Genomic DNA, 21,955 nt, shown 5'->3' with positions numbered 1-21,955 from the left:
CACATCTTCCATGCGCAAAAAAGCCGGCGATAGCTGTTGATCACGCCGGCTGATAACAGTCTGTTAGTTTTACCCGTTTAAAGCAGGCAAATCAATAGACTACATACAATCCTATTGGTTCCCTAATGATGCCCAGCAGAGCTAGAAGCCTCGACGGCTTGCATCGGTGCATCAGATACCCAACCAAAGTCATAGAACATTGCGGTGACAGGTTCTAAGAAGAACATGATACCAATCAATCCCACAACCGCTAGTACGATGGTATATGGGAAAGCCATAATAACCATACGGCCATAAGAAAGACGAATCAGTGGTGCCAATGTTGATGTTAGTAGGAATAGGAAGGCTGCTTGACCGTTTGGCGTTGCTACCGATGGCAGGTTTGTACCTGTGTTGATGGCAACAGCGAGTAGATCAAATTGCTCACGACTAATGACGCCTTGTAGCAATGCGTCTTTCACTTCGTTGATGTACACCGTGCCGACAAACACGTTGTCAGAGACCATGGAAAGCATACCGTTAGCAATATAGAACAGAGCCAATTGCGTGCCTTGGTCTTCCACCGCAAGTACCGCATCGATAATAGGGGCAAATAGGTCTTGTTCAATAATCACCGCAACGATGGCAAAGAAAACAGCAAGTAGGGCGGTGAAGGGCAGAGCCTCTTCAAACGCTTTACCCATAGAGTGCTCTTCGATAACGCCGGTAAACGCGGTCGCTAGAATGATGACGGATAAGCCAACTAGACCCACAGCGGCAACGTGTAATGCTAGGCCTGCGATAAGCCAAACCGCGATTGCACCTTGTATCCATAGTTTTGCGACATCTTGCTTAGTACGACGCTTTTTCTCTTCTTGGTTGTAGTCTTCCAGTATTTGGCGAACATGGATCGGTAACTCAGAGCCGTAACCGAAAACCTTGAGCTTTTCGACCGCCACCGTTGTTAGCAGGCCCATCACCAATACAGGTAGGGTAACGGGTAACATGCGCATGATGAATTCACCAAACAACCAGCCGGCTTGATCGGCAATAATTAGGTTTTGAGGCTCGCCTACCATGGTCATTACACCACCTAGCGCAGTACCAACACCGGCATGCATTAGCAATGAGCGTAGGAATGCTCGGTATTCATCAAGGTCATCACGAGTCAGTTCAGTTAAATGCCCATCTTGGGTGTGATCATGGTTGCTTGCGTGGCCCTGACCCGAAACAACCTTGTGATAGATTGAATAAAAACCCACAGCAACGCTGATAACAACAGCAATAACCGTTAGAGCGTCGAGAAATGCCGATAGAAATGCCGATGCAGCGCAAAATGCGAGAGACAGCATCGCCTTAGAGCGAATACCTAGCAATATCTTGGTAAAGATATACAGCAAAAGTTGTTTCATGAAGTAGATACCGGCAACCATAAAGATCAACAGTAATAGCACTTCTATGTTAGCCACCAGTTCATGCTTCACCATTTCAGGGCTAGCCATGCCTATGGCAATCGCTTCTATTGCGAGCAGACCGCCGGGCTGTAGCGGATAGCACTTAAGTGCCATTGCCAGTGTGAAAATAAATTCCACAACTAATAGCCAACCCGCCAAGAAGGGGTCTACAAAGAAAAAAACCAATGGGTTAATAATCAAAAACGCAACAATGGCCACCTTGTACCAATCAGGGGCCTTGCCAAGAAAGTTCTTGATGAAGGCGTTTCCTAGGCTTAAAGGCATAATGCTTCTCTCTATAAGTATTGAAATCTTGTTGAGTAGGGCAAATTGCGCTTCATCCCAGGTCAATTAGATTCCAGCAAATGGATAAGCTTAAGATATAAAATTTTGCTGTGGGATGGAGTACGTATATTTGCGAGTAGAGAGCCCCAGTTTTGCTGGTAACATCTCGTAACACTCATTTTATCGGCGCATCTTTACTCGTATCAGGGTATTAGTCAAATTTATAGTGTGATTTAGATCTTGTTTGCAATAAATACAGCCAAAAATACCCATTTATATAACTCTACTTTGTTGTAGGTGGGCATTTGGTTATATCAGGTGCGTTTATTTGTATGAGAAATAGTTTATGGTATTAACTTGTTGTTTTTTATTGTTTTATTTTTTTATTTAGCATAGGAAATTATTTTTCAAACATCGATATATCTTATTTCATATTTTAGCTCATGTGATTTTCAATCAGCATTTACCTGAACATAGGTTTTTACTGTTTTTTTGATTTTTATGGGATGGTATTTAGTTAAAAGCAATGGGTTTAGGTCGAAGCTCACAAGTTATTTTTCACTGATTTTTGTAATTCAGAATTAGGTGGTATGATGAGTAATATTTGAATGAAATTTGAGTTGGAATATCCAATCTATGGTTATTAAGGCAAAAAGCCCAGCAGGCTTTGCAGAAAAGTACATTATTGAAAGCATTTGGAACGGTCGCTTTGCACCAGGTTCCATCCTACCCGCTGAGCGTGAGCTATCTGAACTCATTGGTGTGACTAGAACGACGTTAAGAGAAGTTTTACAACGACTTGCACGTGACGGTTGGTTAACTATCCAGCACGGCAAGCCGACTAAGGTAAATCAGTTTATGGAGACCTCTGGTTTGCATATCCTTGATACACTGATGACGCTAGATGCGGATAACGCAACCAGCATTGTTGAAGACCTATTGGCAGCAAGAACCAACATCAGCCCTATCTTTATGCGCTATGCATTTAAGGTAAACAAAGAGCAATCTGAAGAAACCATCAAGCGCGTTATCGAGTCTTGTGAGGCTTTGATGAAGGCGGATTCGTTTGCAAGCTTTATGGAAACCTTCCCTTATGCAGACAAAATTGCGCAAAACGTAAAAGAAGATAACGAGAAAGATGAGCTGAAACGCAACGAGATCTTGATTGCGAAGACGTTCAACTACTACGACTATATGTTGTTCCAGCATTTGGCGTTCCATTCAGGAAACCAAATCTACGGTTTGATTTTCAATGGCCTGAAGAAGCTCTACGATCGTGTGGGCGCGTTCTATTTCTCAAGCCCAGCTTCGCGCGAGTTAGCATTGAACTTCTATAAAGACTTGCTAGCAATCTGCGAAGAAGGAAGACGAGATCGCTTACCTGGCGTTGTTCGTCAATACGGTATTGAGAGTGGTCTGAACTGGAATGAAATGAAGGTGAGTTTGCCGACAAACTTTACTGAAGACGACAGTTAAAGCTTACACTTAGATACTTTACGAAGCCTCGCATTTGCGGGGCTTTTTGTTATCAGGGCGACAGGATGAGTATGACGATTTACTGATGCTTTGCGTAGTGGTTCGAAAGATTTGGCGATAACAATCGGTCTGTTTGATAGCTTAACTAGATTAACTTTATGAGTTGCGAGTGTGGAGTAAGCGACAACGATTACAGCAATATTGATCGAGTGTCGTCTATTGACCCTGTTTTTATTTGCATAGATACTATTGGTAATGATTATCAATGTGAATGTATTTATCATTAAGATGGTACTAGAATTAAGGGGCGCTCACAGCTTTAACTGAGTTTAAGGAGGGCGTTCAAATGAACCTAAAAACTGGCTTTATTGCAACATGTATAGTGGCGTTTTCACCCGCAGTACTTGCACAACAAGAGGTGTTTAACGGTTTTATTGATGATAGCAACGCAGTTTTGATTGCAGAGAATCGAGGCGGTACCAGCAACGAAATGAGAGATCCAAAATTTCAGTCTACTACGCTCGAAGATAAAGGCATGACAGATGCTTACGAGAATAAGGAAATGGAGCAAGACATGAAGGAAATGGTGGATGACAGCGACAACCGTGAGCGAGTTCATCATAAGCGTGCCTAATTGCACGTATGATGACATTGCTATTTGAGCCGCTTCGCTAACGAGGCGGCTTTTTTGTTTCTGAGTATCTGTGATTACAATCGAGTTAAGTACGAAAATAGTTAACCTCCTACTAGGTTCGCAGCCAATTCTACTCTTTACCCTTTCTCTCATCCCACTTGCCGGTATTTGTGCCTGATTACACCTCTAGTTTGCTTTTTCCGTACAAGCTTTGGGTTGCGATGCCTAGATTCTTCTTTTGCTGTATCTACGCCAATTAGGCGTGCGATCAGATTTGGTTGCGAGTGATTGTGTATTGGCTCTAAGGAATATTTATCAGAGCCATTTCTTAAATCTTTATTGCCGAATTGAAAGATTTTTAGAAAAGGTAGGGTCTATTGGATTAGCTTCACTTAATGATTTTGTTGTTCACAGGTGAAGTACTCAGAAATCGTTACTGATCCTTTTTGAGAGAGTCGCGTAATTACTGTTCAGTCCCTGTTGAGGAAATGAAGATAAAAGAGAGAATGATAATCATTGGTCTTTTATTTATCATTAATGTGGTATCAAGTAGAAGGGGCGCTCACTAATTTAACTTTGTGTAATCGAGGGCGTTCAACATGAATTTTAAAACCAGTTTAATCGCAACCTGTATTATCGCTTTTTCACCTGCTGTTTTAGCGCAGCAAGATTTTTCTTTCGGCTTTGTTGATAACAGCAACTCAATCTTAATCGCCGAAAACCGAGGTGGTACCAGCAATGAGATGAGAGGACCTCAGTTCCGTTCTCACTCAATGGACGATAAGGGCATGATCGATGCTTATCAAGATAACAAGATGGACGAAGAAATGAAGAGTTCAGTAGACAGCGAAGGTTATGATCGTGACACAGTACATAACAAACGCGCTTAGTCTTTTTTTAACCATTTTGCTCCTATAAACCGCTTCATCTTTGAAGCGGTTTTTTTATGTCTAATCGCAATTTTAAACTTAATGAAAGTCTCTAGAGTGGATAGAGGCTGGCAACTCATCGCTAATATCGATTAATTGGCCGGCTATGATATGGATAACATCCCCTTCTTTTTCTATTATCCCTTTCACTTTTAGTACCTTAGCGGTCAGATAACTTTGTTTTTGTGCTCTTGCAGTTGCCTGCCACACCACAACATTAATATTGCCCGTATCATCTTCTAAGGTGAAAAACGTTACGCCTCCAGCTGTGCCTGGAGACTGACGGCCAGTGACGACTCCCACCACTGTGACCATAGATTGGTGAGCTCGATGTGCCAGCTGGTTTTGCCGAGTAAATCGACCTAGCTTGTTTGCCTTTTCTAATAGGGTAATAGGGTGCTGAGTGAGCGACAATCCTGTCGCTGAGTAGTCTTCAATTAAGGCCTCATACTCGTTAGTCTGAAAAGAATAATCCGCAGATGTGCTCTCTTTAATCTGGCTAAATAAAGGAAGGTCGTCGGCTGAGTCCATTAATTGCCAGCGCGTCGAGTAGCGATCACCTGCAAGGCTAAATAACGCATTGGCTGAGGTGATAGCATGAAGCTGCTGTCGATTCATTCCAATATTTTTGATTTGTTGAAGATGAGTAAATCCGTCCTCTGGTCGCGCCGCCAGTAGTTGTTGTCGGCTAGTCTCTGATAAGCCTTTTATGAGTTTTAACCCGAGTTGTATCTCACTTTGATTATGGTTTCTTATTATTGAGTGTTCTTCGCCGGAGCGGTTAACGCACACCGGGTGAATGACGACGCCATGTCGCTTAGCATCTTGTAATAATTGAGACGCTGAGTAGAAACCCATAGGTAAACTATTAAGTAGAGAGGTATAGAACTCCGCAGGATAATAGTATTTAAGCCATGCTGAGCAGTAAGCAAGGACCGCAAAAGAGGCGGAATGACTCTCTGGAAATCCGTACTCGCCGAAGCCACAAATCTGTTCAAATATTTTTTCAGCAAAACTGACTTCATAGCCGCGCTGGCGCATACCTGATATGAGTTTGTCTCTAAACTTAAACAGATCGCCATTTTTCTTCCAAGCGGCCATGGCTCGGCGCAACTTATCGGCCTCGCCACCGCTAAACCCTGCTGCGACCATGGCGAGTTTAATCACTTGTTCTTGGAAAATAGGTACACCGAGTGTTCTTGATAGCACTCCTTCGACCGCCTTAGAGGGGTAGGAGACCGCTTCTTCTCCGTTTCTTCGTTTCAGGTAAGGGTGAACCATGTCTCCCTGTATTGGGCCTGGCCTTACAATAGCGATTTGGATGACCAGATCGTAATAACAGCGTGGTTTTAACCTAGGTAGCATGCTCATTTGAGCTCGAGACTCAATTTGAAAGACCCCTACGGTATCGGCTTTTTGTAGCATGCCATAGACATTAGGGTCGTCTTGCAATCGAGTAATATCAGCGATATTAAGTTGTCGATGATGATGTTGTTCAATTAACTGAAAACAGCGTCGAATAGCGCTTAGCATGCCCAAGGCCAGCACATCGACCTTGAGTAACCCAAGACTTTCTAAGTCATCTTTATCCCACTGTATAATGGTTCGCTCCGGCATGGCTGCATTTTCAACAGGAACCAACTCATATAAAGGGCCAGAGGAAATCACAAAACCGCCTACGTGCTGCGATAAATGGCGTGGAAATCCGATGATCTCATCGACTAATTGTATGAACTGCTTACCTTTTAATGATTCAGGCTTTAGTCCTAACTCATAGATCTGCTCCTGCCAGTTAAGCCCTCGGTCACGACGGTTGATGTTCTTAATAAAGAAATCGAGCTGAGTTTCATCGATGCCAAGAGCCTTACCCACCTCACGGATAGCGCTTTTAAGGCGGTAGCTGATGACTGTTGCGGCTAATGCAGCACGTTCACGACCGTATTTTGTATAGATATATTGAATGATCTCTTCACGGCGTTGATGCTCAAAATCAACGTCAATATCAGGCGGCTCATTACGCTCTTTACTAATAAAACGCTCAAACAGTACCGATATTTGCCTTGGGTCTACTGAGGTGATCTCTAAGCAATAACAGACCACAGAGTTAGCCGCTGAGCCTCGCCCTTGATAGAGGATCCCTTTTTGTTTGGCGAACATCACCACATCATGAATGGTTAAGAAAAAGTGTGCGTAATTAAGCTCATCAATGAGGGTAAGCTCTTTTTCTATGAGTTGTTCAACATCCTGAGAAAGCCCATTAGGAAATCTCAGGCGTTGCCCTTTATTCACCAAGTGGCGAAGATGCTGAATGGGAGTGAGGGAAGCAGGGACAATCTCTGCTGGATATTGATACCCAAGACTCGCCATATCAAACTCACACAGATTTGCTATCGAGTACGCTTCATGTAGCCATTCACTCTTGAATAATTTGTGTAGCTTTGCCTTATTGCGTAAAGCACGTTCCGCATTAGTAAGTAGGTGCTCACTAATATCATCGATAGTGGAACCTAGCTTAATGGCAGTCAGTGTGTGTTGCAGGGAAAGGCGAGTCGCATTGTGCATCAGCACACCGCCACACGCCGTAATAGGCAGAGAATAACGGTGGGCTAATTGCTGACAATGCTTTAGGTACTGCTGATCATGGTTACTTAGGTGCCTTTGAATGCCTAACCGCAGTCGCGCACTATGGTGCTTGCTCAGCCACTGCGCCCATTCATCGTCATATTCCTTCATCTGAGGAATCCAAATAATGAAACACTGCTTGATAGAAAGTAGATCCCACTCTGATAGTGAGTACTGACCTTTTTCACTGCGTCTGCGCGCATTGGTAATGATACGGGCCAGTTCTGAGTAGGCCTTTTGGTTTGGGCATAACAATACGATTTGGCATTCTTGATTAAACCAGAACATGCTGCCAACGATGAGCTTAATGCCTAGCTTATTCTGTTTGATCGCAGTATGCGCACGAACAACGCCTGCTAAAGAGCATTCGTCAGTGATGGCTAGAGCAGAATAACCAAGGAAATCAGCTTGCATGATCAACTCTTCAGGGTGCGACGCCCCCGTCAAAAAGGAGAAATTGCTCTGACAAAAGAGTTCTGCATATTTGAGTGTATTAATGTTCATCTTGATAGGAACTACAGTAAAGGGCTACTCAGTTAACTGAATAAGCCTTGTATGAACCATTCCTTGGTTGGGGTCCGGTATATCCATAACCAGCGTCCGCTCTGTTCTCGCGCAACAAAATAATCGCGATTGACTGAATGTCCATCCCACCACCCACTATGGATACGCTCAGGGCCTTGCACGATCTCTACCTTGCTTTCTAAAGGGAGAGGTTGAGCGTAAATAAAGCTAGGGCGTGACAACGCCGTGGGGGTTTGTGTGCTTGTAGGTTTAGAAAATGGGTCGATGGAGCGAGTACTCAGTTCAGGCCTTGGGTCACTGCTAGTTTCAATCCCCTGAATGGCCTCTTTACCTAGCTTAGCTTGTAGTAGAGAGAGCAGTTCCAGTGGTGATATTTCACCGCTATGTTGGTCAAAAAGGTCACTTCTGTTGGCTGGCGTTTCGGCCATTCTTACTACCTGTAAATCAATAGCCAGTACTGGTGCATTAAGGCGTACTGACTCTAAGGAGAGCTTGGAGAGTTGTAGCCATGTCTTCATGCTATAGTCACCAATAGCAGAATAAAAGCTGACTTGTTGCTGAGACTTATCCCTTTGATAGAGAGTCAGCTGTATCTCATAGGCGACCTTATCTCTGAGCTTAAGAAAGCACTCCATTTGTTCAAGTAAGCGGGTTAAGGGTTTTTGTAGCCAATCGGTATGCTCAATTTCATACAATAGATTCAGGTGCTGATTGAAGTGAGCGGGTGGGTGATAGAAAGCAACGGGATGCTTAAACTGCCCTAATAGACGACCCACATAATTGACCACTTGGATGTCGAAGCGACGCGCTATCTCCGTCATATTCAGCGCGGTCAGTTGCGTTAGATTATTGACTCCAATACGAGCCAGTTTCTCGATATTGGCCGAACTGAGCTCAGTGGCAATCAGGGGACGTGAAACAATGGCGCTCTCAATCTCAGTCATGTTATCGGAGACGATATTATGCTGTGTTTCCGCTAGCAGCTTTGCACCCAGAGGCGAGTAAGCTGTGGCATAGCTATAGTGAAGATGCAGCTGATCTAGATGCTGTGAGATCACCCGCCAATAACTCTCTAGGTCTCGATAAAGAGTCAGCATATTTGAGACCTTAAGTAGCAGGCCTTGATGGGTATACAGGGTGATATCCGAGGTATAGACATACAACCATTGTGCAATTTGCTGAAGTTTATCTTCCTCTATTTTCTGTTGGTATGGGAATACTTGTAAATCTGCACACAGAGATGCCGCGCTGCCTAAGCCCATGCCTAGAGTGATACCTTTTTCTATAGCGGCTTGATTAGCCTGAGTAATTTGATGTTTTTCAACAATACAGATAGCAGGGTTCTCGCTGCCATCAGCGTGATTCTTAGCCGGTGCAATCGCCTCTGAAAACAAGGTATCTAGCTGCAACCGAGGAAAGTGAATATACAGCCACAGATTCATGCTTGCTGCCTCTTGCGTGCAGGAAAAGGAATAACTTGATGCTGAGGCTTTTCAGTGCACAGTTGTGGCCAGCGTTGGCTGAGATCAACGGTAAAGGTTTGCTGGTGCCAACCACCGCGTCGCTTATTCACGCTGACTTTAACTCCGTTTTCAGTGGCCTCTAGGTTGACACTAAGGGGAATGGGCAGTGAGCATCCATTATGCTGGTCGAGATTAAAGTGAATATTGAGCGCTCGACCTTTCTCTGCCGCCACCTGCAGTCGACGTGCTTGATGCATTTCAAGTTGCGGATGCCATAAGCAGACACATGCACAGCTACCACTCTTTAAACACTGCTCAGCGGCCCACAGATTGTGCTTAGTATCTTGGATCACCAAAATATTGCTGGTGGGTATGCCCTCCTTCTCAAAGTAATGAGCGCAAGGGGAGGCGGGAGGGTTGATCAGCACGATAGTTCGGTTTTGAGCAACTGTTTGTAGCATAGGTGTCATTAGGCGCAGCTCACCAATACCGGCCTCTGATTGGATCTCCATCAGGCCAGTTTTTGGGAAACCCTCTAGGTGCTGATCCCACTCGCTGAAACAAGAAGCTTGGCTTTGTATCGAGCTTTTTTGCTCTGAACCCTGCCAAATCAACTGCTTACGTTGTAATAAATCAATGATGTTTTGCATAATAAATACCTGTATATACATACAGTATATTTAACTTTTCATTAGACGCAAGGGATAGCGTTAAGGGATCCTAAAGATCATCATGGAAAGATAACGAAACTTTGTGTGCGATTTAACTAAACTAACATCAGACGTGTATGTGAGAGATGTTATGGATAGAGCTGTGATCGCCTGCAATCGCTTTGGATTAGGGGCAAAAGAGAAGGAGCTAGAGTTAGCCCAAGCGGACCCTATTAGATGGCTTAAGAGTCAATACCAAGCTGACATTAGCCAAGAGTTTTCTATTCACCAGCCAACCGCAAATGTCATTATGGCAAGAACGGCAAGCTATCGGGAGCAGACCCAGCAAGCGAAAAAAAATCAAGCCGCAGCAGAGGAACTGCAAAAAATCAAAAAAGAAGGCGCTCAGTTTGCTAGGCAAACCTATCGTGATTATAGCGGTGACTCCTTGATGACCTCGATTAATACCAGTAATAGCGCCAAGCATAGATTACTGGAGTTTTTCTCTAATCATTTCAGTGTTTCAGTAACCAACCCCTTGATGCGAGCTTTAGCGCCAACTCTGGAGAGAGAGGCGATACTTCCACACCTTGATGGCTCTTTTGAGCAGATGCTACTTGCGGTTGAGCAACACCCAGGCATGCTTATTTACCTCAATAATGAGCGCTCGTTTGGCCCCAATTCTCGTATTGGACTTAGGCGTAAGAAGGGGATAAATGAGAACTTGGCAAGGGAGATATTGGAGCTTCATACATTAGGTGTGGATGGTGGGTATTCTCAGACCGATGTCACTGAGTTGGCGAAAGGCATCAGTGGATGGAGTGTCTCAGCTAAGAGCGACAATGGTTTTTTGTTTCGTAAATATGGTCATGAGCCTGGTAAGAGACAACTGCTGGGAAAAGCTTATTTACAGCAAGGCGAAGAGCAAGGAAAACAGATGCTGCGAGATCTGGCTCGCCATCCTAATACCGCGAGACACTTGAGTTATAAACTTGCGCGCCATTATATCAACGACACGCCATCCCCTGAGTTAATGAAGTCTCTCTCAGAGGCTTGGCTTGCAAGTAATGGTGATATCCATAAGGTGATGCTGGCCTTAGCCTCTCACCCTGATGCGTGGCAAAGTGCGTCTAAGTTTAAGACCCCTAGAGAATACATTGTCTCTACCGCTCGAGCGGTACCCAACAGCAAGTTAACCGAGCGCAGAGCCTTAGCAAGCCTTAGCCAGTTCGGTCAGATGCCCTATACATCAGGCAGTCCAAAGGGTTTTAGTGACCTAGAAATGAACTGGATGGGAGGAAGCAGTTTGCTGACGCGAGCCGATTGGGCGAACACCTATGCGAAACAGAGCAAGGCCGATGTGAATCAGGTAATGAGTGTGGCATTTAACCAACAGCTTTCGCCTGATAATAAACAACGTATTGTGCGGGCAGAAAGTCGTCAGCAAGCGCTCACTCTATTGTTAATGAGCCCAGAATTTCAAAGGCGATAAGGGAAGTAAGGTTATGGAATCATCGTCAAGAAGAGCATTTTTAAAGGGAACGGCTGCCAGCTTATTGCTGTTTCATTCCCCTTGGGCTTTGGCAAAAAAATCAGCGCGTTCCCCTAAGGTGGTCTGGGTTGTGTTACGCGGTGCCTTAGATGGAATGCATACCGTCATTCCAAGTTTTGACCCTATGTTAGCCACTCACAGGCCTAGCCTTTCTAAGGCGGCTAAGGGCTCTACACTTCAGTTAGAACAGGGGTATTTTCTGCATTCTGCATTACCCAATCTGCATCAATGGTATAAAAATAAACAGCTAACAACTGTGGTGGCCGTTGGCACAGGATACGGTTCACGCTCTCATTTCGATGGGCAAGATTACCTTGAGTGGGGAGGCGAGAATAAAGAGTCTGGCTGGCTTGCCCGAGCTCTTGAAATGCAGCACAGCTCTGCCATCGCGGTTGCACAATCAACACCACTAAGCCTTCAAGGCACAGAAAAAGTGACCTCTTGGTATCCCTCTCGTCTTAAAGGCAGTAGTGAAGATACCTATCGCTCCATTCTCTCTTTGTATGATGCTGATCCTGCCTTGCAAACAGCATTTAAGCAGGGGATTGAGCTAAAAATGACTACAACAATGGAAGGCATGGGTAAACAAAGTGGCCAGTTTGTTTCTCTTGCTCAAAGCTGTGGTCGTTTATTAAAAGGCAGCGAGGGTGCAGATTGTGGAATGCTGGAGTTGGGCGGATGGGATACACATAATAATCAAGAACCACGCTTGAAGCGGCAGTTTGCTCAGCTAGATAAAGGGCTCGTTGCATTGAAAGAGGAACTGGGTGAGGAGTGGGATGATACGTTGGTGATTATCGCTACAGAGTTTGGTCGCACGGTTAGGCAAAATGGCACTCAAGGCACAGACCATGGAACCGCAAGTGTGTTGCTGTTTGCTGGGGGAAGGCTCCCACAAGGAGGAAAAGTGCTGGGTGAATGGCCAGGGCTGAAAGAGAATCAACTTTACCAAGGTAGAGACCTAAAACCGACCTCAAACACCTTTGATTGGATTTCTCAGCACCTAGCCTATCATTGGGATACAAACGTCAACACACTCAATCGTGCAGTACGAGGGGCTTAACTGGTACGGTTATTTTGCTCTAACAGCAGGGCTTCAAACGCTTCTTTGGTAAGAGGGCGACTGTAGTAAAACCCTTGTGCAAACTCACAAGAATGACTTTGCAGGTAATCCTTATCCCACTGCGTCTCAACGCCCTCAGCCACGACCTTAAGACCAAGTGCTTTGGCCATGGCTATGATGGCATTGACCAACTCTTGTGAGGATGGCGTCGTTTCCATCTCTTGCAAAAATGAACGATCTATCTTCAGCTTGCTAAACGGGAATTTCTGCAAATAACTAAGTGCAGAATAACCGGTACCAAAGTCATCAATAGAGAGATGAGCGCCCAGTTGTTTAATTTCCTCAAACAAGCGTACTGTTTCAAGGGTGTGATTGAATAGCAGGCTTTCAGTGATCTCAATATCCAGTAAGCTTGACTCTAATCCTGAGTTACTCAACGCCGTTAGGATATTCTCCATCAAGGTGTCTTTTTGTCTAAACTGCGCCGCCGAAAAGTTGACGGCAATAGACAACGGCTGAATGCTTTGCCACTGCTTAGCCTGATGACAAGCGGTGTGCAGAGCAATTTCGCCAAGCTTATGAATAAGGCCATTCTTCTCGGCAATCGGAATAAACTCCTCAGGAGAGACAAACCCAAGTTTCTCATCATTCCAGCGCATTAAGGCTTCAGCACCTATGATTTGTTCACTGCTGAGATCAATGATGGGTTGATAGTACATCTCTAGTTCATCTTGATTGATGGCTTGGCGTAACTTAGCGTCGATATCCAGGTTTCTCTGAACATCGGTATTCATGCTTGAGTCATAAAAACTGAAGCCATTTCGCCCTTCTTTCTTAACCCTATACATAGCGGTATCGGCATGCGCCATCAGTTCTTCAGCATTCTCACCATCTTGAGGGTAGATAGACATACCAATACTGGTAGAAACAAAAAACTCACTCGCTTCAAGTTGGAATGGGTCTTCAAAGGTTGCAAGTAATTTTGACGCTAATAACTGGGCTTGTTTTTCTGAATTTAAGTTAGGGATAACCAGCAAGAACTCATCCCCACCAATACGAGCGACAACGTCAGTCTTGCGCACAGAATCTTTTAAGCGTTTAGCGGTCTGCATTAGAATTTGATCGCCGGCTAGGTGACCTAAGGTGTCATTGATCTGCTTAAAGTTATCTAGGTCAATGAACATCACCAACACATTCATCTCCTCGCGTCTTGCTTGGAGTAGGGCATGTCTAAGCTTCTCGTCTCCAGATTTACGATTGGAAAGTCGGGTCAGAGTGTCATGGGTGGCTTGATAGGCCAGCTCTTGCTCATACATTTTACGTCGGTCGATCTCTGTCTTCAGACGTTCGTTTTGTCGAGTCAAAGCAGCCTGTTGGTTGTGTGTTTCTTCAATCTTAGTGGTCAGTACTAGGTTGGTATTGTTGATCCGTAGCGAGTAATAAAGGCCCAATATCACGGGAACCGCCAAAAAGGAGAGGCCGACTGTAAACCAGGTTGAGGTAATGATCTGGCTTTCAGATACGGGCTCGAACCAAGCGTGCAGTCTGAATGGTGTTTGCTCCACTTCTTGGTCAAAATAGAGTGTATTGCCTTGTTCGAAGTTAACCGGACTTCCTTCTGAATTAAAGGTATTCCAGATCGGTAGCAGGCCTTGTGGTGTTGCGAGATCTAATTTACTACTGCTATTTTCGTATTCTTGTGTGGTTAAAAGGCGAACAACCACATCTAAATTGATATCACCCACGACCACACCAACCAGTTCGCCATTGAAATAGACGTTCTGTAGCACTCGAATGATTATTTTATCGTTTTTAGCCAGCACGTCTATTTTGTGATCGGCGGTACTCAATTCATCAAAGGGAACACGACTGACATCAAAGGGGAGTCTTGGGTGTGAGTCGGCAATGACATTAGATTTAAAGCCTACCAATAGCATTCGGTCAAAGAGGGCACTGGTGTTAAGTTGGGTATCTGGCTTCGTGAGGCGGACTAGATTTCGGCGTAATTGCAACAAGCTCGACCCTAGGCCATATTCCATGGACATTCCAGAGGCAAGGTTGGCAAAAAACGTATAGGTGGTCTTGTGCTTAGCTACGCCTTTTACATCTTCGGTAGTGGCGTCAAAGAAGTAACTTAGAGATTCAGAGTAGCTCTTAACCTTTAGATTTAACTCGTTAAGCTGTGACTCTTTTAGGCGGTTCTGCCCTGCATTAGTCACGGTAATCATAAGCAATAAGTAGGCTCCTAAGAGGAACCCACCCATTAAAATTGCATTTCGGCTATTAATTCTAAGCCTCATTTTCATATATTGTTGTTCTCGTGGGACTCAAAGTAATCACTGTAAAAGTAAAATACTGATGGGTAGTACTTTTCGACCAGTTGATTATAAGTGCCATCGCGTCTGATTTCTCGTAAGTAATCATTAAACGCCTTGCGTAGATTTGGTGAGGCTTTACGAAAGCCTGCGGCCATGAACTGCTCTTCAGATACAGGGCCAATAACCTTGATCTCTCCAGGCCACTTCTCTAGTGCGATTAGGGTATCAGGGACATCAAGTAAAGTATTCTCAGCATCTTCATTTAAGATAGCAGGCACCATCTCATTCAGTTTACGCGCCTTTACCGGAAGAATAACATTCGCGCCTGTGTCGTAAAGATCGTATAGGTTTGGGTCTAGGCAGGTTTGCTCCATAGCCAATACATCTTGCCCGTTAAGCAATTTTTTAACCTGAAGAATGTCTTTGTCGACAGAGCCACTTGGGGTGATAGGTTTTAGCTTTGAATCTGAGCGAGAGATTAACCAAACTGCCGATGGGAAATAGTCATCAGAAAAATCCACTAGCTCTTCTCGCCAAGGGAGAATGGTTGCGCCATTAGAAATAACATCACCGGTAATAGGAACAGTGTCACCATACTGTATCTTGTTATCTTTAAAGATGGCTTCCTTACCAGTCAGTTGACCAAATGCGGTATTCCAAGTGCTAGGAACGAATTCGTACTCTACGCCTATGTATTCAGCAAAGCCCTGAATGAGTTCGATATCGAGTCCGCGAGCAGAATAAAGCCCATCTCTATTGATGTAGCTGACGAAGTTAGCGTAAGGGATGCCAATGTGTCTAATGACACCGGCTTCTTGAACTTCTTTTAAATCATGAGCATGGCTAGATTTGATACCAAAAAGCATCGCTAAGCAGAGGCCACTGACAATACTTAAAAATCGAGTCTTTTTTATCATTATAGTCATCCTTGGTTTAAAGCATTTAGGGCTCGCCTAAGCCAAGCGAGCCCTGTTTTTCTTAAGCCATACGCTCGTATAAATGCGCCATAGCTTCTACTAGTCCTTTCACATCGTCTTCATCGTGGAATAGGTGAGTAGAGATACGTAATGCATAAGTATCAGTAGTGTCACCTAGATGCAATGGGAAGTTTGTTGTACGGATGATGTACCCGTAGTCTTCGCGAAGGCGATCACGGAACTCGGTTAGACGAGCACCACCATCACCAACATCGCCAGCTAATGGATCAAATGTAGTTAAACCACTGGACAATTCACGATTTGGTGGGCAGTAGAAAATGCCACCTGGTATTTTCTTAGCCAGCTCTTCTTTACATAACGCACTGAGGTCAAGTACGCGCTCTTCAATCTTATCACGTCCAATCTCATCCCAAAGCTTACAAGAGTCAGTAAGTGCTTGCTTAGCTGGGTAGTGATCATTACCAATGTACTGCATACGTTGAACTAGGCTCATCATTGAATATCGGTCTTCACCTAATGATGAGTTTACTAGGTAGAAAGGACGGCGATCAGATGGCCAGAAGCGCTCTAATCGTTCAGCTTCTTGGCGGACATATAAGATACCTGTAGCACCTGGGCCACATTGCCATTTATGACCAGAACCTGCGTAGAAATCACAGTCCATATCGTGTAGGTCAATGTTCATCATACCAATAGTATGCGCGGCATCAACTAGTGTTGGAATACCGTTGTCACGAGCAAGAGCACAGATCTCTTTTGCTGGTAATAGAGTCCCTGTTTTGTAGGTGATGTGTGAGAACATGATCAGTCGAACATTATCGCCATGCTCTGAAATTGCATCGGCGAAAACCTGAACAAAATCCTCTTTCGTTAACTGAGACTCACCTGTGTAAACTGGAATTTCGATTTCTACGACGGTAGCACCAACACGATCTGCAGCAACAAATAGTGGTGAAGTGCCACCAATGTGCTCATGGTGAGTGGTGATGATTACATCACCTTCTTTAAAATCTAGACCGCTGACTACTGAGATCATGCCATCAGTTGTGTTGCGACTAAGAACGATTTCATTTTCATCTGCGCCAAATCCTGGGGCAATGTCAGCAACCATTTCACCTACATAAGGCCAGCTACCAAATTTGTTTTGCATATCCCACGGATATTTTGCAACGATCTCGTTATTCTCAGTGAATGTCTGCAGTACGCTCTTTGGCATAGAACCAGTCGTTCCTACGTTCATGTAGACACTGTCTTTAGCCAAAATGAATTCTTTTTGAACCTTTTTCCAAAAATTTTTATCAGAAGAGCCATGATGGCCAGGGAAACTAGGTTTTTTTGCTGCTGCACTTGTAGAAAAAAGAGTAGAGCCTAATCCAGCAACAGCAACACCAGCGCTGCCTTTTAGAAAGTCCCTGCGATTAAACTTCGACTTGGTTTCACTCATTATTTAATTCCTTTAGTAGAGTTAGTGAAATGTGTAACAAAAAATAAACAAATCATTTATTCTAGCAGCAATATTGACTTTTCATTTAACTAAATAACGATCAAGTAATTAATCGTTAGTGAGCCTATTAGGTATTTCTAAATAACGGAACTCAATATCTAAATCGTACATTGTTCACTTTAATGAAACTCTGAATAACGATAAAAAAGCAGTCAGTTATCATGATTGTGTAATTTTCAACCTTTGTAAAATGAAAAAATCATTACTTTTAGATTTATTCATCACGATTATATTTACAAAAAGAAACAATTGATATGCCTAGTGTTGCAGCTAGTTTCGAAGTGTGATCTAAATTGTACAAAAGTGCTGTTTACAATTTAAATTCAATCACTTATGAGAAAGAAACGATTTCATGTATACAACGCGCCTATTTTTAACACATAGTGTGCACTGGATAACATAAATAAGTGGGACTTTGAGGTTAACAATCTTGTCTTAAGTACGACATAGGTTTAATTATCTTTTCTTTTGTCTTATTAATTACGCTTTCGCAATGAATAATGCCTTAGGTCGCGCTAGAAGGAAAACCATTGACAACTTCAACATATTATTGATGTGGTAGTGAATATATTTTCATTATCTGTATTGGTTTATTTCTCCATTTTGTAACGTTTGCATTGGTGGAGGGGGTTTCCGATCATTTACCCATGATTAAGCGTGTATAATGGCGCTTTTACTTATAGAGAAAAAACCTTGGCCAAGCGCACTCCCATCATCGAAACCACCTCTTATGGCATCTACTCTCACTGGGATGCGAATTCGAAAGACCTTCCGAAGATCGCTCAGTTTACCAATACGGTGACGGCTGAAGAGGGGGTGGAATTTGGTTTTATCGTCAACATCAAAAAAGCAAAGGGAACCCTGCTCAATTACTGCATCTATCATCCTGGAATCATCAATAAGAAGGGCAAGGTACTGGCCCCTTTTGATGGCGAGATCTATGTACGCAGTAATGATTGGAATTTCTATCTAGGGGATACGATTCAGCTGTTGCACCCAGTTGATGGCTTAGAGAGCAATCTAGGTGAATGGCGTATGGTGCTTGAGATGCAAGGCAAGATTATTGCTGAAAAGACATTTCGTGTCGTAGGGCGCGATGAGGCGCAGTTTTGGAAGCAGCGCGGGTTCTAGTTTCCCCTTGGTGTATTTCCGCAGGCACAAAAAAGCCTTACTATCGCAAAGCAACAGTAAGGCTCAAATTCAAACCGTTAGGTTTATCTTCTAATTACTTCTTTAGGTTAGTGAAGTAGTCGAAGATTACTGGTACGTCGTTGTTACCCATGCCTGCATCAACAGCAGCTTGTAGGCTAGTAGAAGTACCTTGAGCGATTAGAGACTCAGTACCTAGCTCTTCACATAGTGCAAGGAAGTAGCCAAGGTCTTTGTTTGCGTTAGCAACAGAGAAGCCTAGTTTTTCTTCGCCGTCTACAGCGTAGAACTTACAGAACTGCATGAACGGAGAGTTAGATGGACCAGCTGACATGATGTCAAATAGTTGCTGACCGTCAACGCCTGCTAGTTTAGCAACTGCGAACGCTTGAGACATAGTAGCAACAGTAGTCATACCCATGAAGTTGTTAACTAGCTTAGTAACGTGACCTGAACCTAGAGTGCCTAGGTGGAATACGTTTTCGCCTTGCTCGTCAAGAACTGGCTTAACTTTGTTGAAAGTATCGATGTCGCCAGCAGCCATGATGTTTAGAAGACCATCTTTAGCGTGAGCAGGAGTACGACCTAGAGGAGCGTCGATCATGCCAGCGCCTTTAGCAGCTAGGTCAGCACCAATCTTCTTAGTAGAAGCTGGGATAGAAGTACCGAAGTCGATTAGAGTTTTGCCTTCAGACATACCCGCTAGGATACCTGTTTCGCCGTAAACTACTTTCTCAACAACTTCTGAAGTTGTTAGGCAAAGCATTACGATGTCAGATTTTTCAGCAAGTTCTTTACCAGAAGTTGCTTGAGATGCGTTGCCACGAGCTAGAACTGCTGCAACTGCATCTGTGTTTAGATCCATTACGTTAACTTCGTAGCCACGGTTTTGTAGATTTTCAACCATGTTGCCGCCCATAAGGCCAAGGCCGATGAAACCAATTACTGGTTTAGTCATGTCTAACTCCTAAATATACTATTGTATGATTATATCGGGAGAGAGGATATACGCCCATCAAGATTTAATCAATCGTAGAATCACAAGAAATGTAGACCAAACTCAAATTTTTTGAACATCGACCAGAAACAAAGTAACAAAGTGTGTCTGGAACATGCAGGTTGCAACAAAAAATGAGCATCTGATCACATATGTCAGTGAGCCTATTTTTTCTATCGAACGACTTTTAAAGATTAGGTCATATTAAAACACCAGCTCACTGGTTGAGTACATTTGAAGGCAAGATCTTTTTCTCAATGAGCTGCTCTAACAAAAGGCGGGTCTGTTTTCTAAAGTAGTCACGAAGCAAACGCACTGTAGGAGTGATGGACTGACGGCTTGGGCACACCAACCACAGCTCGGTGGGTGTCGGTTGATAATCCGTTAGCACATTGACTGTGCGCCCTGAGAGTAGGTCGTCCGCCATATCTAGGCAGGACTTAATTGCAAACCCATGCCCTGAGACACACCAGCGTCTAACAAGATCACCATCGTTGGAGGCTCGGTTGCCTTTTAGCTTGACCTTGAAAGAGTGCTCCTCTTTTTTAAAGCGCCATTCATTTTGCACAATATCACCCAGTTGATAGAACAAACCGTTGTGATTTTTGAGTTCGTCAGGGTGGCTTGGAATCCCATGAGCCGCTATATAGCTTGGCGAGGCACATAACAGGCGAGGGACATTGCATATCTTAAAGCCATACATGCTGGCGTCCGTTGGAGAGCCGTAACGAAGCGCCATATCTACCGAGTCACGATAGAAGTCGATATTGCTATCACTGATATTGCTGCGTAGCGCTACCTCAGGGTGGTCATTGAGGAACTCGTCAATCCACGGGGTAATCACATTGCGACCAAGGTCTGATGACAGAGCAATTCTGATCTCGCCCCCAAGCACATCAAGATCTTCTTGGACATTGGACTGCGCTGCATCAAGCAGCTGCAGCGCCTGTTCGCACTGAGGCAGATAGCGCTCTCCTGCCGGTGATAGCCGTAATTGGCGAGTGGTGCGAATAAATAACTCCACCCCTACGGCTTTTTCGACGCGCTTAATGGCAGCGCTTGCGGTGGCCATTTGCATATCTAGGCTATTGGCTGCAGCGGTGATGCTTCTAAATTCAGCCACTTTAAGCACGACCTTGAGGTCATTCAGTAACATGATACTCAATCCAAATTTGACAATATATCAATCAATATAGTGTTTTTCGTTGAGGTAGCAAGTCGTAACATAGCGGCAATTCGTCATTGAACAATACAGTGGTAGCTATGCAACAACTTCATTTTCAGCAAGGGCCTATTCGTCCGCCATCAGAGGCAGGTAGCCTATTGATTCGTACAACCCAAGGATGCCCATGGAACAAGTGCAGCTTTTGCACCCTATTTGAAGGTATGGAGTTCTCTATTCGCCCTGTAGAAGAGATAAAGCGTGATATCTGGGCGGCAAAAGCATTCTATAAAGAGCGCAAATTCACCCGTTGTTTTCTACAAGATGGCGACTCGTTTGCTATGCAGACCGCCGATTTGCTCGAGGTGCTGCATACCTTAAAACAAGCCTTTCCAGAGCTAGAACAGATTAGCTCTTACGGCAGAGCGCAGACCATGACCAAGAAGACGCCGCAGGAGATGAAGGCTATCTGCGACGCTGGCTTGAACATGCTGTATTGCGGAATGGAGTCGGGTTCGATAGAGGTGCTTAAGAAGATGAAGAAGGGCATAACCCCTAAATCAATTCTTAAGTCTGCCGAGTATGCAAAGCAAGCGGGTATGAAGATGATGACGTTCATCATCATGGGACTCGGTGGCAAAGAGCTTTCCGAGAGTCATGTGACTGGAACGGCTGAGCTATTGAATCAAATTAACCCAGAAGAGATACGAGTGCTCACCCTTGCGGTCAAAGCGGGAACAGATCTCGACGACATGGTTCAGCAAGGTAGTTTTACTCCGCTCACTGAAAAAGAGATGGTGGAAGAGCAAAGAAAGCTCATCAGCCTATTAGACGGCATTGATAGTCAGTATGGGAACTTCAATTCTATTAATCTATTAATGGAATTGAACGGTCGACTACCTGGCGCAAAGCAGGCTTTGTTATCGATGACGGATCAGTTCTTAAGTATGAATCGTGATGAACAAAACAATTTTATACTGGGTCGTCGCATTCACTATTACACCAAGTTGCAAGATATGGGTAATAAGCTCTACTTTGATACGGTTCAGCAGCAACTTAGCAAGATTGGCAGTACCAACTTAGACGCGATTGAAGATGTCTTCTACCACCTTCGGCAAAGAATGATTTAAAGAGAGTTGCAATGATTGATATACAGCAATGGCTGATGTTTTATACCTTCATCGGTTCAACGCAAGCGCCAAGCACCGCGCACTTCAGCGATTTGTCTATCGAGTCTCTATAAGCGGTATTTTGC

At 44.1% G+C, this 21,955-nt stretch carries 16 protein-coding genes; 7 read left to right on the top strand and 9 right to left on the bottom strand.

The genetic code is table 11. From position 1 onward, the window contains the following. Nucleotides 1-122: 122 nt before the first annotated feature. Complete coding sequence (gene nhaB, locus OCU35_RS09495) at nucleotides 123-1,718, bottom strand: Na(+)/H(+) antiporter NhaB (RefSeq protein WP_017031091.1); 1,596 nt, start codon at nucleotides 1,716-1,718, stop codon at nucleotides 123-125. Nucleotides 1,719-2,354: 636 nt separating this feature from the next. On the opposite strand from nhaB, the gene fadR reads away from it, so the two are divergent. From fadR to OCU35_RS09480, 3 genes are all read left to right on the top strand, one after another. After that, entirely contained in the window at nucleotides 2,355-3,194 is an 840-nt protein-coding gene (gene fadR, locus OCU35_RS09490) for a fatty acid metabolism transcriptional regulator FadR (protein ID WP_017027981.1), read from the top strand. A 346-nt stretch (nucleotides 3,195-3,540) separates the two neighbouring features. After that, nucleotides 3,541-3,828: a hypothetical protein gene (locus tag OCU35_RS09485; RefSeq protein WP_017027982.1), complete on the top strand. Its 288-nt coding sequence runs from the start codon at nucleotides 3,541-3,543 to the stop codon at nucleotides 3,826-3,828. A gap of 599 nt (nucleotides 3,829-4,427) precedes the next feature. Continuing rightward, nucleotides 4,428-4,718: a hypothetical protein gene (locus OCU35_RS09480; protein WP_017027983.1), complete on the top strand. Its 291-nt coding sequence runs from the start codon at nucleotides 4,428-4,430 to the stop codon at nucleotides 4,716-4,718. Nucleotides 4,719-4,796: 78 nt separating this feature from the next. Here OCU35_RS09480 and OCU35_RS09475 read toward each other — a convergent pair whose 3' ends face one another. The 3 genes from OCU35_RS09475 to imuA are packed head-to-tail and all read right to left on the bottom strand — an operon-like array spanning nucleotide 4,797 to nucleotide 10,017. After that, a complete protein-coding gene (locus OCU35_RS09475) occupies nucleotides 4,797-7,883 on the bottom strand; it encodes an error-prone DNA polymerase (RefSeq protein WP_261825262.1) in 3,087 nt (1,028 codons plus the stop codon). Nucleotides 7,884-7,915: 32 nt separating this feature from the next. Next, the gene (locus tag OCU35_RS09470; protein ID WP_261825261.1) at nucleotides 7,916-9,346 is read right to left on the bottom strand and encodes a Y-family DNA polymerase; all 1,431 of its coding nucleotides are present in this window, start codon (nucleotides 9,344-9,346) and stop codon (nucleotides 7,916-7,918) included. Continuing rightward, nucleotides 9,343-10,017 (bottom strand): translesion DNA synthesis-associated protein ImuA, encoded by a 675-nt coding sequence (imuA, locus tag OCU35_RS09465; RefSeq protein ID WP_017027986.1) that lies wholly within the window; start codon nucleotides 10,015-10,017, stop codon nucleotides 9,343-9,345. The genes OCU35_RS09470 and imuA overlap by 4 nt, the downstream gene beginning before the upstream one ends. Nucleotides 10,018-10,168: 151 nt before the next feature. Here imuA and OCU35_RS09460 point away from each other — a divergent pair, with 151 nt between their 5' ends. Continuing rightward, the gene (locus OCU35_RS09460; RefSeq protein ID WP_261825260.1) at nucleotides 10,169-11,509 is read left to right on the top strand and encodes a DUF1800 domain-containing protein; all 1,341 of its coding nucleotides are present in this window, start codon (nucleotides 10,169-10,171) and stop codon (nucleotides 11,507-11,509) included. A gap of 13 nt (nucleotides 11,510-11,522) precedes the next feature. Then, nucleotides 11,523-12,632 carry a DUF1501 domain-containing protein gene (locus OCU35_RS09455; RefSeq protein WP_261825259.1) on the top strand — a complete coding sequence of 370 codons (1,110 nt, stop codon included), beginning with the start codon at nucleotides 11,523-11,525 and terminating at the stop codon, nucleotides 12,630-12,632. On the opposite strand, the gene OCU35_RS09450 is transcribed toward OCU35_RS09455, so the two are convergent. The 3 genes from OCU35_RS09450 to OCU35_RS09440 all read right to left on the bottom strand — a co-directional run bounded on the left by OCU35_RS09450 (nucleotide 12,629) and on the right by OCU35_RS09440 (nucleotide 17,332). Then, complete coding sequence (locus OCU35_RS09450; RefSeq protein ID WP_261825258.1) at nucleotides 12,629-14,896, bottom strand: putative bifunctional diguanylate cyclase/phosphodiesterase; 2,268 nt, start codon at nucleotides 14,894-14,896, stop codon at nucleotides 12,629-12,631. The genes OCU35_RS09455 and OCU35_RS09450 overlap by 4 nt on opposite strands. A gap of 38 nt (nucleotides 14,897-14,934) precedes the next feature. Further along, nucleotides 14,935-15,867, bottom strand: coding sequence for a transporter substrate-binding domain-containing protein (locus tag OCU35_RS09445; protein WP_017031083.1), 933 nt, complete (start codon nucleotides 15,865-15,867; stop codon nucleotides 14,935-14,937). 61 nt (nucleotides 15,868-15,928) lie between these two features. Beyond that, the gene (locus OCU35_RS09440) at nucleotides 15,929-17,332 is read right to left on the bottom strand and encodes an aminotransferase class V-fold PLP-dependent enzyme (protein ID WP_261825257.1); all 1,404 of its coding nucleotides are present in this window, start codon (nucleotides 17,330-17,332) and stop codon (nucleotides 15,929-15,931) included. Nucleotides 17,333-18,085: 753 nt separating this feature from the next. On the opposite strand from OCU35_RS09440, the gene OCU35_RS09435 reads away from it, so the two are divergent. Beyond that, nucleotides 18,086-18,523, top strand: coding sequence for a DUF3859 domain-containing protein (locus OCU35_RS09435; protein WP_102377146.1), 438 nt, complete (start codon nucleotides 18,086-18,088; stop codon nucleotides 18,521-18,523). Nucleotides 18,524-18,617: 94 nt separating this feature from the next. On the opposite strand, the gene OCU35_RS09430 is transcribed toward OCU35_RS09435, so the two are convergent. Together OCU35_RS09430 and OCU35_RS09425 are read right to left on the bottom strand one after the other, a co-directional pair. Next, complete coding sequence (locus OCU35_RS09430; protein ID WP_065209604.1) at nucleotides 18,618-19,499, bottom strand: NAD(P)-dependent oxidoreductase; 882 nt, start codon at nucleotides 19,497-19,499, stop codon at nucleotides 18,618-18,620. 256 nt (nucleotides 19,500-19,755) lie between these two features. Next, on the bottom strand, nucleotides 19,756-20,694 hold the full coding sequence (locus tag OCU35_RS09425; protein ID WP_017027994.1) for a LysR family transcriptional regulator: 939 nt from the start codon (nucleotides 20,692-20,694) through the stop codon (nucleotides 19,756-19,758). Nucleotides 20,695-20,801: 107 nt separating this feature from the next. Between OCU35_RS09425 and OCU35_RS09420 the strand changes: the two genes are divergently transcribed. After that, nucleotides 20,802-21,830 carry a B12-binding domain-containing radical SAM protein gene (locus tag OCU35_RS09420; protein ID WP_261825256.1) on the top strand — a complete coding sequence of 343 codons (1,029 nt, stop codon included), beginning with the start codon at nucleotides 20,802-20,804 and terminating at the stop codon, nucleotides 21,828-21,830. The last annotated feature ends 125 nt before the right edge of the window (nucleotides 21,831-21,955 follow it).

Source organism: Vibrio breoganii (assembly GCF_024346795.1).
Lineage (GTDB): Bacteria > Pseudomonadota > Gammaproteobacteria > Enterobacterales > Vibrionaceae > Vibrio > Vibrio breoganii.
Note: the sequence above shows the minus strand (reverse complement) of the source record. Positions and strands in the feature narration are given on the sequence as shown.

What these genes read in the sequence shown, in the direction of transcription:
- imuA (WP_017027986.1), bottom strand. Translation starts at nt 10,017, where the DNA reads ATGCAAAACATCATTGATTTATTACAACGTAAGCAGTTGATTTGGCAG.
- OCU35_RS09470 (WP_261825261.1), bottom strand. Translation starts at nt 9,346, where the DNA reads ATGAATCTGTGGCTGTATATTCACTTTCCTCGGTTGCAGCTAGATACC.
- OCU35_RS09480 (WP_017027983.1), top strand. Translation starts at nt 4,428, where the DNA reads ATGAATTTTAAAACCAGTTTAATCGCAACCTGTATTATCGCTTTTTCA.
- OCU35_RS09440 (WP_261825257.1), bottom strand. Translation starts at nt 17,332, where the DNA reads ATGAGTGAAACCAAGTCGAAGTTTAATCGCAGGGACTTTCTAAAAGGC.
- fadR (WP_017027981.1), top strand. Translation starts at nt 2,355, where the DNA reads ATGGTTATTAAGGCAAAAAGCCCAGCAGGCTTTGCAGAAAAGTACATT.
- OCU35_RS09455 (WP_261825259.1), top strand. Translation starts at nt 11,523, where the DNA reads ATGGAATCATCGTCAAGAAGAGCATTTTTAAAGGGAACGGCTGCCAGC.
- OCU35_RS09485 (WP_017027982.1), top strand. Translation starts at nt 3,541, where the DNA reads ATGAACCTAAAAACTGGCTTTATTGCAACATGTATAGTGGCGTTTTCA.
- nhaB (WP_017031091.1), bottom strand. Translation starts at nt 1,718, where the DNA reads ATGCCTTTAAGCCTAGGAAACGCCTTCATCAAGAACTTTCTTGGCAAG.
- OCU35_RS09420 (WP_261825256.1), top strand. Translation starts at nt 20,802, where the DNA reads ATGCAACAACTTCATTTTCAGCAAGGGCCTATTCGTCCGCCATCAGAG.
- OCU35_RS09430 (WP_065209604.1), bottom strand. Translation starts at nt 19,499, where the DNA reads ATGACTAAACCAGTAATTGGTTTCATCGGCCTTGGCCTTATGGGCGGC.
- OCU35_RS09425 (WP_017027994.1), bottom strand. Translation starts at nt 20,694, where the DNA reads ATGTTACTGAATGACCTCAAGGTCGTGCTTAAAGTGGCTGAATTTAGA.
- OCU35_RS09445 (WP_017031083.1), bottom strand. Translation starts at nt 15,867, where the DNA reads ATGATAAAAAAGACTCGATTTTTAAGTATTGTCAGTGGCCTCTGCTTA.
- OCU35_RS09460 (WP_261825260.1), top strand. Translation starts at nt 10,169, where the DNA reads ATGGATAGAGCTGTGATCGCCTGCAATCGCTTTGGATTAGGGGCAAAA.
- OCU35_RS09450 (WP_261825258.1), bottom strand. Translation starts at nt 14,896, where the DNA reads ATGGGTGGGTTCCTCTTAGGAGCCTACTTATTGCTTATGATTACCGTG.
- OCU35_RS09475 (WP_261825262.1), bottom strand. Translation starts at nt 7,883, where the DNA reads ATGAACATTAATACACTCAAATATGCAGAACTCTTTTGTCAGAGCAAT.